The following is a 16,327-nucleotide window of genomic DNA, read 5'->3' on the forward strand; positions in this document are numbered from 1 at the left end:
AGGCCGCACTGAAACGCAGCCGCTGAAGTGCAGCCGGCACCTCCTTTCCGATCGGCGGCTCGCCACACCAGTGCAGATGTCATCAGTGATGGCAGTGGCGTCGGCTGACCGTCGCCACGGTCGCTTTGATCATGAGGGCCGCAGAGGCCTGCATCGCATCCACCTCACCATAAAAAAAGGACGGGCCTTGCGGCCCGTCCCTCATGCTACAGCGCGTCGATGGATCAGAAACGCTGGGTGTACTTCATGTACACGAAGCGACCGATTTCGAAGCCGCCGTAATAGGCAAAGCTGCTGTTCGGTGCCGAGTACTGCAGCGGACCGCGGTGATCGAACACGTTGTTCGCGCCGAGTGCGATCGTTGCGTCCCACGGTGCCTTCCAGTTGACCTGCAGGTCGTGGAAGGTGTTGGAACCGGTGTGGCGCAGCGGATCGGATTCGCCGTTGGCGAAATGGTCGGGGGCGTCGCAATAGCCCTCGGCCAGCGTGATGCAGCTTTCCTTCATGCCCGAGTAGTAACGCAGGGTGTAGTTGACGCCGAAATCACCCAGCGCCCAGTTCACGCCAACGTTGGAACGCACGCGGAAGATGCCCGGCTCGCCGACGCGGCCGATCATGATGGCGTTGCCCGCGCTGTCCTGGCCGGCTTCGTCGTACTTGCTGACGTAGCTGGTCTGCCAATCCAGGGTGAAAGAGCCGATTGCAGTTTCCGGCAAACGGTACTTCACGCCCAGGTCGTAGCCTTCGGTTTCCATCTGGCCGAGGTTGGCCACGCCGTAGGTCATCGAGGAGATATGGCCGTCGGCTGCACGCGTCACGCCTGCGCAGCGCTCCGAATTGCCCAGCACGTAGCAGTCGCGCAGGATACGGTCGACGCTATCGGCGATGATCATGTCGTTGATCTCGTAGCGGTACCAATCCAGCGAGATATCCAGGCCCTGCACCCAACGCGGGCTCCACACCAGACCAGCGGTCTTGCTGGTGGAGGTTTCCGGCTTCAGGTTCGGGTTGGCACCGCTGACGAATTCGTCAGGCGTCTGGCACGGGTAGGTCGTGCAAGGCACGAAGCCCTGACCCAGCTGGGTGTAGCCCAACGGTACGCCGGCATTGGTGCAGGCCGCATTGCCGTTGACGCTGTTCGGGGCACCGACGCCGCAGGGGTCGATGTAATCCTCGAAGCTGCTGCTCAGGCCGCCGTACAGATCGCTGATGGTCGGCGCACGGAAGCCTTCCGCATAGGTCGCACGCACCAGCAGGTCTTCCAGCGGACGCCAGGTCAGGCCGAACTTGGAGTTCAGCGTGTCGCCGAAGTTGCTGTAGTCCGAGTAACGCGTCGCAGCGTTGAAGGTCAGTTCCTTGGCGAATGCGACGTCGCTCAGCAGCGGCACATTCAATTCGAGGTAGACCTCGTCCAGCGAGTATTCGCCCTGCGTGGTCTTGGCACCCAGGCCCGTGCTCTCGCCCGACTGCGCGAATGCGTCAGGAGAGAAGCGACCTTCTTCCTTGCGGTGTTCATAGCCGACCGCAATGCCCAGGTCGCCAGCCGGCAGTTCAACGATCGAACCGGACAGGTTGGCAGTGAAGCTGGTGGTCTTGGTCAGGCCGGTGTCGGTGAAGGTGGGGAACAGGAATTCCTGCAACGCCGGATCGGCGAGCGAGCCCTGACCTGCAACGTTGTACGGCAGCAACGGGTTCCACGGACGGCACGCCGACAGCGGGGTCGGGTTGGCAGCGGTACCGCACTGTGCAACGCCCTGGCCGTTGATGAAGGACGGGCCCAGTGCCTGACGCGATGCGATCAGGCTCATGTCGCCACGGCTGCGCTTGGTGTTCTCGTTGCGATTCCACAACGCGCCAACGTCCCAGTCCCAGGTCTTGCCACCGAGATCGAAGTAGCCGCTCAAGGTCGGCGCAAAGCGCAGGGTCTTGAGCTGGTTTTCGGTGGCGCGCGGCACTTCCCAAAGGCGGCGACGGAAATCGACGTCCTGGCCAACCGGATTGAACGCGCTGCCGGCTTCCAGCGGCGTGCCGAACGAACCGGACTGGTACGGATAACCCGCGATCTGTCCGTCGGTCGTGCGCTCGTTGTAAGCGATGTCGGCGTTGAAGGTGATGGCATCGGCAACGTCGTAGTTGACGTTGGCAAACACCGACTTCCGCTCGATACCGGTCTGCACCATCATCTGCTGGTTCGAGTTGGCGTACTCGGCCGGGGTGATGGGGTGATAGTCGGCCGGGTTGTTCGGGTTACCACCGGCATTGAGGGTCTGCCACACCGCGGTGTCCGGATCTGCGCAGTCGACCTGCAGCGGATTGCACCACGAGCCGTTCTGGCTGATCGGGCTCCAGCTGTTCGGGGTGGAGTTGGGACCACGCGAGCCATCGCGGCTGAACCAGCGGTTCTTGGCGAACACCGGATCCTGCTTGGAGTACTCGGCCGACAGCGTCACGCCGCCGCGCTCGCCCTGCGAACCGACAGTGAAGGAGTACTGCGTGGTATCGCCGTCGCCCTGACCGAACTGGCCGAACTGCACACTGGCTTCAGCGCCGTCGAAACGCTTGCGGGTGATGACGTTGACCACACCGGCAATGGCATCGGAACCGTAGATGGACGAGGCGCCATCCTTCAGCACTTCGATACGCTCGATTGCCGACATCGGAATCTGGCTGAGATCCTGCAGACCGGAGGTCGATGCACCCAGACGCTTACCGTTCACCAGCACCAACGTACGCTGCGCGCCGAGGTTACGCAGATCGACGTAGTAACCGCCGACGTCTTCGCCCGACGACAGCGCATCAGCGCGCGAGATCGCCGGCGAACCAGCGGAGGTCAGGTTCTGCAGCACGTCGGCGACGGAGGTCAGACCCTGCTTTTCCAGTGCCTGACGGTCAAGCGTCAAAATCGGCTGCTGGGTCTCGACATCGGCGCTGCGGATGCGCGAGCCGGTGATCTCGATACGGTCCAGCGTGGTGGTCGATTCTTGCGCGACGGCAAATGCCGGCGTCAACGCGATCGCAATACCGGCGGGCAACAGGCCCAGCCGCACTGCGGAGGTGCGAAGGTTCATCAATCTCTCCAGGGTTCGTTAGTGGCGCGTTAAGCGCCCCTGTGCAAATTACGATTGCGTGAACATCGTCGCTTTGCGCGTCACGCTCCGTGGCTGTGCCGAATCTGGCGGATTTGTCGTTTGGTCGCGGTAATGCGATGCGGAGACACCGAAACGCGCACGAAATGCACGCGCAAAGCTGCAGCAATTGTCGAACCCGCTTGCGGCCGCAACCTCACCGATCATCATCGAGGTATCGCGCAGCAGATCGGAGGCGCGTTCCAGGCGCAGGCGCGCCGACAGGGCCTGCGGGCTTTCCTCGTACAGGCTCTGGAACGTCTTGGACACATACCAGCTGGAGAAGTTGGTCAGCTGCGCCAGCTCAGCGATGCGCACCACGCGGTCGCTGTTGCCTTCCAGATACAGCCGCGCGCGTTGCATGCGACCGAAGACCTGACGGCGACGGCTGCGCGAACGCCCAGGGCAGCGCTGCTCCTGCGCGATGAAGTCGCGCTGCATCGCAGCCAGATGCAGCAACAACGGGCGTGCCGATGCACCGCCGCTCTGCGCAGCCGCGTTACGCCACAGACGCAATGCAATGCGCAGATCGCCACGCGACAGCTGGCTGCGTCCCGGATACAACGTGGCGTCGGTCAACTCGGCCAGCGACTGCAGACTGTCGCCATCGAGGCTGACGCCGACACAGAGCGCGCTGCGGTCGGCCTGTACGGTGGGATGCGATTCCTTGTCGAAGGCGATCCAGTCGCCGGCGCGCAGACGGAAGCGCCCTTCCTTTGACTCCACCCAGGCGCGGCCGCGCAACTGCACCCACAGCGTGAACGTGGCCGCGGCGGTCCGGATGCTGCCCAGGCGGGAGACCGCCAGACAGGTCGTCGACGTCGGCTCGCTGGCACCGTCCAAGCAAAGTGCGAGCCCGCGATCTGCGGTGATGACCTGTTGCATGGTGGCAGCCCCCTGTACAAAAGAGGGCGTAGTGTTTTGCCGAATCTGGCGTCAGTCAGGAAGTTCCGACGAAGGTCTGCCGAAATTGCCACGAAGTCTTTCCGAAGAACTTACGAAGCGATTTTCCTCAACACGATCAACAGGTTGGATATCACACCCAACGGCGTGGCCAGGCGCTCCGGCAACGCCATGAAGGCAATCGAGCTGCCGTCTTCTTCTGCCAATGCCACATACAACGCGCCGCTGCGCTGATCCACGCTGAAACCATTGATGGTGGTGTACTTGGCCGCATCCATGCAGCGCCCGACACCGCCGCGCAGGTCGCTGTCATAGGTGGCACAGGCGTCGGTGGACGACAGGTAATGCAATTGCCCGCGCGCGCCGGGAGCCCAGCTGCGATAGCGCCAGCGCGATGGCTGCTGCGGATCGACCGGTCGCAAGGTGTCGGCGGCCAGCGACGGGGCGACCTGCCATAGCCCGCCGCCGGTCAGACGCGTCAGCAATACCTGGCCGCTGGCGCGGTCCAGCCGCAGCTGCGAGACGTCCTGCAGCGACGCCAGCGCGCGCCATGGAGCACTGCGTCTGTCGTAGAGCGTGGCAAAGGTGCGCCCGTCATCGGCGGCAGCCACCACCAACAACTGATCGGGATCGGGAACATGGATCGCCTGCAACGGTCGCGGCTGCGGCACCGGGAGCCGCAGCGCCTTGCCGGTACTCGGGGTCACTTCGAACAGTGCCGCATGCCCGTGCGCATCGCTGCCGCTGACCAGCACGTGTTGCGAGTCGGCCGACCAGTCGGCGGCCTGGCGCGCATCCGGCCGCAGGCCTTCGATCAGGCGCACCGAGCCGGGCTTGCCGACATCGCCCCACCACAGGCCGTACGCACCGGAGCGATTGGAGGCAAAGATCAACTGGCGCCCGTCCGGCGCAATCATCGGCTGATCGTCGCGCCCGCTGGAAGGAAACAGCCGGCGGCGAATGTAGCCGCCATTCATGGGGTCGTGAATGACCTGATACACGCCAAATTGCGGTTTGCGCTGCACGAAGACCAGATGACCATGCGCCACATCCGGTGCCTGCGCATCGTCCACACCGAAGTCATGCAGGCTGCGGTCGACCAGATCGAGCCGGTAGAGCCGCGCTTCGCTGTCCACACGACGCCCGAAGATCAGCCCGCTGCCGTCGGGCAACCAGCTCCAGCCACGGATATCGGCGTTGTCGTGGGTCAGCCGCTCGGCGGTTCCGCCGCTTGCCGGAATGCGCCACAGATCGCCAAGCTGCGGATTGCGCAGAAACACGATCCAGTGCCCGTCGGGCGAATAGCGCGGCGTGTAGTCGAAGTCGCTCGGTTGCGCGCTGTAGCGCAGCGGCTGCCATTGGCCGGTTTCCAGATCCAGCCGCCGCATGCGCGGCGACCCGTGCATGCCGGTCATGCTGCCGAACAGCAGGGCACGGCCGTCCGGCGACCAACTGAAACTCAGCATGTCCGCGCCATCGCAGCGCGCCACCTCGCGTGCGGCAGCCGGGCCGTTGGCAGCAGCGATCATGATGCGGCAGCTGCCATCGGGCGCCTGCCGCGAGAAGGCGATCTCGCGCCCATCCGGTGACCAGGCCGGCAGCCGATCGGAAATACCGGCCGCCGGCGTGTCCAGCACGCGCGGGTAGGCGTTGTTGGTGGTCTTGACCAGGATCGAGGTGCCTGCGCGATCGCTGGTCAGCGAGGCATAGGCCACCATCGCCCCGTCCGGCGACAGGCTGGGCATGAGATCGAATCCGCCGCCCGCGGTGATGATCTGGTACGGGCGCTTGGGGCTGCCGAGCACTGCCGAGGCCGCTGCCGCGTCGCGATCCGGCGCGCGCATCCACAGCGTCCGCGCCGCCAGTCCCAGCACCACCAATAAGGCCACGCTGGCCACTGCCAAGGCCATCCATCGGCGCTGCCGCACTGCAGCCGACGCAGGCGGAACCGATGCTGGAGGCTGCCGGGTGACCGGGCTGCGCTCCACTGCAGCAGTCGCGGTGACGCCGGCGGTGCGGTTGCGCTCGCCGGGCTCCTTGTCCGATGCAGTCACCGCCGTCGCGGGCGCGGCAACATCGGCCGGACCGTCCGACGGCTGCTCCCACGCAACCGGGGCCAGCAGCCGATAGCCGGTCTTGGCAATGGTCTCGATATGCTCGAAGCGCTGGCTGCCGTTGCTGGCCAATGCCTTGCGCAGTTGCGTGACCGCCTGGGTCACCACGTCGTTGGTCGGCAAGGTGTCGGGCCAGACCTCGGCCAGCAGTTGCTCGCGCGTCACCACCTGGCCCGGCTGCCGCGCCAGCGTCAGCAATACCGCCAGGGATTTCGGCGCCAGACGCGCGGCGCGCTTGGCGCCGGGCGCATGCACTTCGCGCGAGGCGACGTCGACCACGCATTGGCCGACACGTAACCGGCCCGATGGCAAGGCATTAGCGGGAGTAACACTCATCGGCAAGAAACACGCATCGGCATGCAAGGACTACAAAGAACGCAACACGCACTTCGCGCGAAACGCCAAATTCAGCAAAGGACCACAACCAACTGTGTCATGCATCCATTTGGTGCAAATTTTACTCTATGCCTCGTTGCTTCCCTACGACAGGTGGCGACGTCAGGCTCTCTCTCTCTCGCCGACGAATTCAAATAATTACGATGTCCCCTTCGCGCCTCTGGCGCGATTTTTTTATCTGCGATTCAGGAAAATGCCGCGAAATGCTTGCGGGCTGTAACCGCTTGCAACGCAGTCACCGCGCGGCACTTGCGTACCGCGCTGCGATCTGACTAAGCCGAAGCTGAATTTTTCCTAAGCAGCCAGTCGGTCTGCTGCAACGTGACGATGCTGCCGCATGTCACGTGGCGCGATACACCTGCGCGCCTTGCGCCAGAAACTGCGCCGACTTCTCTTCCATTCCCGCCGACAAGGCATGCGCCTCGCCCATACCGTGCTCGGCCGCGTAATCGCGCACGTCCTGGGTGATCTTCATCGAGCAAAAATGCGGCCCGCACATCGAGCAGAAGTGCGCCAGCTTGTGCGCCTCCTTGGGCAGGGTTTCGTCGTGAAACTCCCTGGCCTTTTCCGGATCCAGCCCGAGATGGAACTGGTCGTCCCACCGGAATTCGAAACGCGCCTTGCTCAAGGCGTTGTCACGCACCTGCGCACCGGGATGCCCCTTGGCCAGATCCGCAGCATGTGCGGCGATCTTGTAGGCCATGATGCCGTCGCGTACGTCCTGCCGGTTGGGCAGGCCCAGATGTTCCTTGGGCGTGACATAGCAAAGCATCGCAGTACCGAACCAGCCGATCATCGCCGCACCGATGGCGCTGGTGATGTGGTCGTAGCCGGGCGCGATATCGGTGGTCAGCGGCCCCAGGGTATAGAACGGCGCCTCGCCGCATTCGCGCAGCTGCTTGTCCATGTTTTCCTTGATCAGCTGCATCGGCACGTGCCCCGGACCTTCGATCATGGTCTGCACATCGTGCTTCCAGGCGATCCTGGTCAACTCGCCCAGCGTTTCCAGCTCTCCGAACTGGGCTGCATCGTTGGCATCGGCAATGCAGCCCGGGCGCAGGCCATCGCCCAGCGAAAACGCCACGTCATAGGCTTTCATGATCTGGCAGATGTCTTCGAAGTGCGTGTAGAGGAAGTTTTCCTTGTGATGGGCCAGGCACCACTTGGCCAGGATCGAGCCGCCGCGCGAGACGATGCCGGTGACCCGCTTTGCCGTCAGCGGCACATAGCGCAGCAGCACGCCGGCGTGGATGGTGAAGTAATCCACGCCCTGCTCGGCCTGCTCGATCAAGGTGTCGCGAAAGATCTTCCAGGTAAGCTCTTCCGCACGCCCGTCGACCTTTTCCAGCGCCTGATAGATCGGCACCGTGCCGATCGGCACCGGCGAATTGCGGATGATCCATTCGCGCGTTTCGTGGATGTGCTTGCCGGTGGACAGGTCCATCACCGTGTCGCCGCCCCAGCGGATCGACCACACCAGCTTTTCGACCTCTTCCGCAATGCCGGACGACACCGCACTGTTGCCGATGTTGGCGTTGATCTTGGTCAGGAAATTGCGACCGATGATCATCGGCTCGCTTTCCGGGTGATTGATGTTGTTGGGCAGGATCGCGCGGCCGCGTGCGATTTCGTCACGCACGAATTCCGGTGTGATGCGTTGCTGGATCGCGGCACCGAAGGCTTCGCCCGGATGCTGCTTGCGCAGCATCGCGTCGGCCACCGCTTCCAGGCGCTGGTTTTCGCGGATCGCCACGAACTCCATTTCCGGGGTGATGATGCCGCGCCGCGCGTAATGCATCTGGGTGACATTGGCACCCTCGCGCGCCACGCGTGGCAGGCGCCGCGCAGGAAAGCGCACCGCATCCAGGCGCGCATCGTGCTCGCGGCCGCGGCCGAAGCTGGAACTCAGGCCATCCAGTGCCACGGTATCGCCACGCTCGGCGATCCAGCGCGCGCGCAGCGGCGCCAGACCGACGGCAAGATCGATCGCGGCATGCGGGTCGGTATACGGCCCGGAGGTGTCGTAGACGCTGAGCGGCGCATTGTCCTCGCCACCGAACAGGGTTGGTGTGCGGGTCAATGCAATCTCGCGCATCGGCACCTGCAGGTCGGCGCGCGAACCCTGCACGAAGATCTTGCGGGAGCCTGGAATCGGCTGGGTCACAGCCTCGGACAGCGACTGGGCTTGTTGCTGCAAAACGGTCGGCGCGGCATTCATGGCGTTCGTCCTGTGTGCTGGAAGACCAGCACCCACGGCGCTGGCCCTGCGAAGGATTCGCAGGCGGACGAAGCGGCGGCGCTCAATGGCGATGCGCCCGTACAGGCACGGACCATCGCATCTAACGAAGCTTCCCTACGCCGGTATCAGCCGGATCAGGTTCGAAGGGACTATCTCAACCGCAGCGCACTGCGGTACCCCCACTTCGGCGGCGATTAAACCACATCGCACCCTGCGCGGCTGAAAAAAATATCGCGGGGCGTCGGCAACGCGCCCGCACCGACTGCGCCAGCGGCGCATGCCGTTCTGGGCAGCGAACGCTGCCCACCTGGCAGAGCGTGCAGCAGTAGCCTCGCCTTCCACAGCGACATATGTCTCCGCCTGCCACCGCAGGTCGGCGGTGCACATGCACGGCCTCGCCACGGCATTGCATGGCGCGCCCGCGCACTGTGCGCGACGGAGCGCAACAAGGCGCCGATTGGCGAAAAACGGTGGCGACACCCGCTCGTTAAATTCCCGCTAAGCCTGCGTGTCGTGTCGATGAAGACGTACATGCGCAGGTGCCATCCAACGGGGATCGCGCTGTCGTTCCTCCTCTACCGGGAATCGCCGTACACATGACTATGTCCACGCTCCACCCGACCCTGCGTCGGGGCTCGCTCGCGATCGCCATCGGCCTGTGCATCACCACCAGTGCCGTTGCCCAGGAACAGACCGACAAGAGTCCGACCAATCTGGACAAGATCGAAGTCACCGGCTCGCGCATCCGCTCTGTCGATGTGGAAAATTCGCAACCGGTGCTTGTGCTCACGCGTCAGGACATCGAGAAGCAGGGCCTGACCTCGGTGGCCGACGTGCTCAAGCGCATCCCCTCCAATGGCGCAACGATGAACTCCACCGTCAACAACGGCGGCGACGGCTCGGCCACCGTGAGCCTGCGCAACCTGGGTGCCTCGCGCACCCTGGTCCTGGTCAACGGACGGCGCTGGGTGTCGGGCCTGTCCGGCTCGGTGGATCTCAACACCATCCCGTCGGCCATCGTGGAGCGGGTGGAAGTGCTCAAGGACGGCGCCTCGTCGATCTATGGCTCCGATGCCATCGCCGGTGTGGTCAACATCATCACCCGCAGCGATTTCGATGGTGCCGAAGTCAATGCCTACGTCGGCCAGTACGGCCAGGGCGACGGTCAGCGCACCTCGTTCGATGCCACCGTGGGTGCCACCAGCGAGCGTGGCAACCTGGTGATCGGGCTGTCCAGCGTCAAGGAAGATGCGGTGATGGCAGGCGACCGCGAGATCTCGGCCGAGCCGGTGTATGGCGCAGGGTCGTCGGCATACAGCAGCTACTCGGCAAGTGGCCGTCTGCGTGCAGGTGGCAACAGCGGTGCCTGGACCGTGTTGCCCGGCAGCGCAACCGCCAGCGGCGACAGCAATTATCCGCGCTACGGTCTGGACCAGTACACCGCCTTCAATACCTCCGACTACGGCTACAACTACGCCAAGGACAATTACCTGGTCACGCCGCAGAAGCGCGATGCCTTGTACGTGCAAGGCAACTACGCACTCACCGACAACGTGCGCTTCAAGTTCGATGGGCTCTATAACCGCCGCCAATCGTCGCAGCAGCTGGCCGGCTTTCCGCTGGCCTCGGTCAACACCGGCATCCTGATGAGCGGCGACAGCTACTACAACCCGTACAACAGCGTCTACGGCGGCGACGGACGCGATGTGGGCTGGTCGCATCGGTTGACCGAATTCGCGCGCACCTACCAGCAGGACGTCAAGACCTCGCACGTGTATACCGGGCTGGAAGGCGACTTCCAGTTTGCGGACAGGCAGTTCAGTTGGGATGTGGGCTTTGCGCACAATCAGACCGACCAGACCGAAACCCAGTACGGCGACGTCAATCTGCTCAACCTGGGCAATGCGCTCGGCGCATCCGCCATCGTCAATGGCACCCTGTCGTGCCTGGACAGCGGCGGCGCAGTCATTGCCGGCTGCGTGCCATTCAACCCACTGTCGCCGGCCGGTGGCGTGACTCAGGAGATGCTGGACTACATCCTGTTCACCGCGCACAACACCTATCAGTACAAGAACAGCAGTTTCACCGCCAACCTCACCGGCGATCTGTTCGAGCTTCCTGCCGGCTGGATGAGCTTTGCCGCCGGCGTCGAGCATCGCGAGGAAAGCGGCTTCTCCTCGCCGGATGCGTTGATTTCGGCCGGCTACACCTCGGGCAATTCGTTTACGCCCACCTCCGGCTCGTACACGCTCAACGACTACTACACCGAAGTGGCGATTCCGCTGCTGAAGGATGTGGCCGGTGCGCAATTGCTGGAATTGAGCGCAGCCGTGCGTTACTCGGACTACAACACCTTCGGCAGCACCACCAACAGCAAATTCGGTTTCAAGTGGAAGCCGGTCGCCGACCTGTTGATCCGTGGCAACTACGCTACCGGCTTCCGCGCGCCATCGATCGAAAACCTGTACCTGGGCGCATCGGACAGCTTCGATACCTATTCCGATCCCTGCTCGACCAACAGCACCTCCTACACCGGCGCGATTGCCGCCGCGTGCGCGGCCGGCGGCGTACCGGCCAATTACGTGGCCGAGTACAACAGCGCCAGCGGCAACTCCGGCCAGACCATCTATCCGTTCACCTACACCAGCAACGCCAACCTGCAGCCGGAAAAGTCCAAGAACGCCACGCTCGGTTTCGTCTACAGCCCCGCCTCGGTGCAAGGCCTGGATGTGTCGCTGGACTGGTGGAAGATCAGGATCACCGACGCCATCACCGAATTCAGCGCCAACCAGATCCTGTCGCAGTGTTATCAGTTCAATGTCTCGGCGTTCTGCGACCTGGTCACCCGCGATGCCACCGGCGCCATCACCGGCCTGGTGATCCAGCCGGTGAACGTCGGCGAGCAACGCATGCAGGGCTACGATTTCACCGCGCGCTACAAGCTGCCGCAGACCGCGATCGGCCAGTTCATGCTGACGCTGGATTCGACCTACGTGGCCGTCAACGAGCAGAAGCAGGACGACAATTCGGCCTGGGAAAGCTACAACGGCATCTACCACACCGATAACCCGAACTGGCGCACGCGCGGCACGCTCACCCTGGACTGGAGCTACGGCAACCTGGCCGCCAACTGGGCCGTGCGGTACTACTCGGGCATGAAGGACTATGACTCGGAGCTGGACGACACCGGCAACTATCGCCACGTCGCGGCGACTGCGTTCAACGACATGCAGGTGTCTTACCAGCTGCCGTGGAATGCAACCGTGCGCGTGGGTTTGAACAACGTCTTCGACCGCGACCCGCCGGTGGCGCTCAGCGCTTCTGCCAATTCGTTCGATTCGGCCTATGCCATCCCGGGACGCTACAGCTACCTGCAGTACACCCAGCGCTTCTGATCGCGCGCCCTTGGGCCGCCGGGCCCGCTGGCTGGATACGCCGGTTGTCACAACGGCCTCCCTCGGGAGGTCGTTGTGCATGTGCCAGGGCTGACACGCAGGCGGCCGCCTGGCACGCAGCACGCCAGCGGCGCCATGCAGGGACATTTCCACGGCACATCACCCCGCTAGCCTGCAGTCACTACAACAAGAAACCCGCTCTCTCTCCCTGCCGCCGATCTTCGGCGGCTTTTTTTTTGGACCTACTTGCCACAGCCGTCGCCGGTTCGTTATCGTTCTGTGAAACAGGGGATGGACGACGCAGATGCAGGGGATGCACCGGTTTGGCTGGGCGGCAGTGCTGCTGACGGGAATATTTTCAGGGACCGCGCAGGCCGCCTCTGCGCCGCCTGTCGAGGCATTCGTCGAATCCGGTCCGATCACCTCGCCGGCGATGTCACCCGATGGAAAGCATCTGGCGGTCAGTGCGGATCTGGGCGATGGCAACTACGCGCTGGTGGTCTACCGCATCGCCGGCATGCAATCCACCACGATGCTGCGCTTGCCGCGCTATGAATTGCCGGTGCGCATTGCCTGGGTCAGCGACCGGCGGCTGGTGATCGGCAAGGGGCGCAAACTCGGCTCGCTGGAAGAACCCGTGCCGATGGGCGAGATCATCGCCACCGATCTGGATGGCAGCAATCAGCGCTATGTGTACGGCTACCTGCAAAGCACGCGCAATGCGGGCCTGGAGCGCGGATTCGGCTATATCGAGGGCCTGCCGAGTCGCCGCAACGGGCACTTCTACATGCGGCGTCTGTCACTGGACTCGCGCCACTCGATGCTCTACGACGTCGACGCCAACACCACCACCCATCGCCTGATGGCCGACATCGACGTCCCCGATCTGCGGTTCGTGCTCGACCACGATGGCGTGGCGCACTACGCGTACGGCACCGACGACAACGATAACCCGTTGCTGTTCCGCCGCTCGGGCAATGGCTGGTCGCCAATGACCCAGGTCCAGGCCAGCTGGCGACCGATCGCATTCGCGCGGCAGCCGGGCCGCCTCTATGGCTGGTACAGCGACGCGGGTGGCCCTGCAGTCCTGGTGGCCACCGATCCCGATGGCCAGCAGCGCAGCGTGCTTGCGTCGGACCCGTTCTACAGCGTGGATGACCTGCAGTGGGGTTCGGCGCCGCAAACGCCGTTTGCTGCACGGTTGGGGCCAGGACGGCCGACACTGCGCTATTTCGAGCAGGACACCGCCGAAGCGCAACTGCACCGGAGCCTGAGCCAGACCCTGGCCGGCCAGTACGTGGACTTCATCAATTTCACCGAGGACGGCAATGGCCTGCTGCTGAGGGCCTACAGCGACCGCGATGCCGGAGCCTGGTACATCTTCGACCGGCCGAGCAATACGCTCAAACTCGTCATCAAGGCACGCAATGCATTGCAGGCGGCGCAGATGAGCGAGCGGCGCATGGTGACCTTTCAAGCCAGCGACGGCTTGACCCTGGACGGCGTGCTCACCGTTCCCGGCAACGCCGCAAACGGGGTGCGCATGCCGATGGTCCTGCTGCCGCACGGCGGCCCGCACGCAGATGGCGATGGCTGGGCCTTCGATACCGACGCCCAGTTCCTGGCCAGCCGCGGGTATCTGGTGCTGCAGGTCAACTATCGCGGCGGCCTGGGTCGTGGCAACCGGTTCGAGCGCGCCGGGTATCGCCAGTGGGGCGAACGCATCCAGGACGATCTGATCGACGGCGTACGCTGGGCAGTGGGCCAGGGACTGGCCGATCAGACGCGCATCTGCAGCTACGGCGCCAGTTTCGGCGCGTATGCCGCCATGATGGTGCAGGTCAAGGCGCCGGAGTTGTTCCGCTGCGCGGTCGGTGTGGCCGGCATCTACGATCTGCAGATGATGTACAGCAAGGGCGACATCAATCGCAGCGAGTACGGCCTGAATTATCTGGAGCGCGCCATCGGCCGTGATGCCGCCGAACTGGCCGCGCACTCCCCGGTGATGTTGGCCGAGCGCATCAAGGTGCCGGTGCTGCTCGTGCACGGCGAAGAGGACGAACGCGCCCCGTTTGCACAGGCCAAGAGCCTGCGCGCGGCATTGACGCGCAGCGGCAACGCGCCGCAGTGGATGGCCGTTGCCAAGGAAGGCCACGGTTTCTACAAGGAAGCCAATCAGATCACCTTTTACCGCACCCTCGAACGCTTTCTTGCCGAGCAGTTGGGTGACACCACCACAGCGACGACGTCCAGTGCCGTATCCGCCGCGCCGCAGTGACCACGCAAGCTAGTCCAGCGTATAGCCCACCCGCAAACCACCCCAGTGCTTGCGGCCGACGTAGATCGGGGCCGACAGGTCGAACATGATCTGGCCGGTGTCGCGGCGGTAGACCTGCAGGCGATACGGGTCGGTGTGCGCGCCCACGCTGCGGCCGACGCGGTCGGTGAACTTGCGCTTGGTGCGGTTGCCGACCAGATCGCGCTTGGGATCGCCGGTCAGCGGCTGGGTGAAGCGCAGATTATGCGTGGGCACATAGCCGTCGGGATTGGCGCAGATGGCGAACACGATCCACGGATGCGCATCCAGCAGCGGCTCCTGCAAGGCCGGCAATACCTCGTCGCAAAGCGCATCGAAGTCGGTAGTGAACTTGGCCGGCTCCACGCCGGCAATCGGCGTGTAGGTGCGGGCGAACAGCGCCGCTTCGTCGATCTGGCCGCGTGCGATGGCCTGCGCCAGGGCAGTGCCGATACGAGCGGCGGTCGCCACGGCGAGTTCCTTGACGCGCGCGTGCCGAGGCACTGTCAGCGGGTCGGCCGGCAGACGGAACAGGCCCACGCAATCGCGCAGCGTTTCGGTACCGCGCTCCAGCGCCTCGCTGCGTTCGGCCACGTGCGCGGCATGCTGCAGGTTGCTGCGACCCAGCGCCACCACGCCATCGACGGCACGTTCGATGCCGCGAATCTCGCCGTCCTGCGCCTGGATCCGCCCGGCCACCGTGGTCATCGCGCTGCTGGCCTGGCCGAGCACGCGGGTGATGCCGTCGAGTACCGCTTCGGTGCCGCGCGCGGAGGCCGCACCCTCGCCCACCGCGGCGCTGGTTTCGGCCAGGATCGCGCGCACGTCGCGCGCAGCCGCTGCCGCCCGTTCGGCCAGGCGGCGGATCTCGGTGGCGACCACCGCGAACCCGCGCCCCGCATCGCCGGCATGCGCGGCTTCGATGCCGGCGTTGATCGACAGGATATTGGTCTGGAACGCCACCGAGTCGATGACTTCGATGACCTCGCCGGCACGCGCGGCGCGACGTTCCACTTCGTGCATGGCCTGGCCCAGCGCATGTGCGGCGGCGACGCCCTGACGTGCGCTGTCGTCGGCACTGGCGGCCAGCGCAATCACCTGCGTCAGATCGGCGTTGACGTCCTGCAGGCTCGAAGAGAGCCGCTGCACCGCCGTGCGGGCGCCATCCAGTGCATCGGCCTGCGCCTGCGACTGACGCACCATGCCGTCGTTTTCGGCCACCAGCGGCGGCACTTCGGCGGCGATCTGCACCGACAACGCCACGGCCTGGCGGATCGCTTCGGCCAGATTGCCGAAGCCGGCCTGCAGCCGGCGCCCCATGTCGGTCTCCGCCAGACCGGGCGGCAGCAGCAGTTCCAGTTCGCAACCGGCCAACGCGTTGGCGGTGCGCTCCAGCACGGTGCGGTCTTCGTGTTCGGCCTGCAGGCGCGCCACCAGCGGCTGCAGCAGCGGCGAGATCGGCACCGGCCGGCTGTCGTCGGCCAGGCGGGTGGCTTCGCGCAGCAGGATCGCGGTTTCCACATGCGGCAACGACAGCATCCAGCCACCGTGCTCGCGGTCGCGCACATAGCGCACGCGCCGGGCCGGGTCGTCGCCCGGGGCCGCCCAGACGCCGTCTTCGCCGATCAGATCGGCTGCGGACAATCCCCACAACACCGACGCCGGTGCGCCCTGCAGCTCGCCGGCGGTCTTGCCCAGGACATCCAGGCCTGCGCGGTTGCAGGCCACCACGCAGGCCTCGGCCGATAGCCGCAACAGCGCGACCGGTGCATCGGGGAGCAGCGCCGCATGCGTTTGCGACGGCGGATCGGGCTGTTGCATCGAGCTCATGGGCTTTCCTAATCCATCACCATCATTAG

General features: G+C 64.6%; 7 protein-coding genes and 1 riboswitch. Of the genes, 2 read left to right on the forward strand and 5 right to left on the reverse strand.

The window, feature by feature from the left end; all coding sequences use genetic code 11:
* Positions 1–224 precede the first annotated feature (224 nt).
* The 4 genes from DGN21_RS15870 to thiC form a co-directional block, all read right to left on the reverse strand.
* Entirely contained in the window at positions 225–3,068 is a 2,844-nt protein-coding gene (locus tag DGN21_RS15870; RefSeq protein WP_024940092.1) for a TonB-dependent receptor, read from the reverse strand.
* Between the two features lie 48 nt (positions 3,069–3,116).
* Positions 3,117–4,010, reverse strand: a complete 894-nt coding sequence (locus DGN21_RS15875) for a helix-turn-helix transcriptional regulator (protein ID WP_184577530.1) — start codon at positions 4,008–4,010, stop codon at positions 3,117–3,119.
* Between the two features lie 110 nt (positions 4,011–4,120).
* Positions 4,121–6,454: a winged helix-turn-helix domain-containing protein gene (locus tag DGN21_RS15880; protein WP_126966897.1), complete on the reverse strand. Its 2,334-nt coding sequence runs from the start codon at positions 6,452–6,454 to the stop codon at positions 4,121–4,123.
* Positions 6,455–6,878: 424 nt separating this feature from the next.
* Entirely contained in the window at positions 6,879–8,756 is a 1,878-nt protein-coding gene (gene thiC / locus DGN21_RS15885; protein ID WP_126966878.1) for a phosphomethylpyrimidine synthase ThiC, read from the reverse strand.
* Between the two features lie 114 nt (positions 8,757–8,870).
* A riboswitch (TPP riboswitch) is annotated at positions 8,871–8,968 on the reverse strand.
* Positions 8,969–9,400: 432 nt separating this feature from the next.
* Between thiC and DGN21_RS15890 the strand changes: the two genes are divergently transcribed.
* Entirely contained in the window at positions 9,401–12,172 is a 2,772-nt protein-coding gene (locus DGN21_RS15890; RefSeq protein WP_160955120.1) for a TonB-dependent receptor, read from the forward strand.
* 304 nt (positions 12,173–12,476) lie between these two features.
* On the forward strand, positions 12,477–14,450 hold the full coding sequence (locus tag DGN21_RS15895) for a prolyl oligopeptidase family serine peptidase (protein ID WP_126966879.1): 1,974 nt from the start codon (positions 12,477–12,479) through the stop codon (positions 14,448–14,450).
* Positions 14,451–14,459: 9 nt separating this feature from the next.
* Here DGN21_RS15895 and DGN21_RS15900 read toward each other — a convergent pair whose 3' ends face one another.
* Entirely contained in the window at positions 14,460–16,298 is a 1,839-nt protein-coding gene (locus tag DGN21_RS15900; RefSeq protein ID WP_160955118.1) for a methyl-accepting chemotaxis protein, read from the reverse strand.
* Between the last annotated feature and the right edge of the window lie 29 nt (positions 16,299–16,327).

The sequence above is a fragment of the Xanthomonas sp. MLO165 genome, assembly GCF_018831305.1.
In the GTDB taxonomy this organism is placed as follows: domain Bacteria; phylum Pseudomonadota; class Gammaproteobacteria; order Xanthomonadales; family Xanthomonadaceae; genus Xanthomonas; species Xanthomonas arboricola.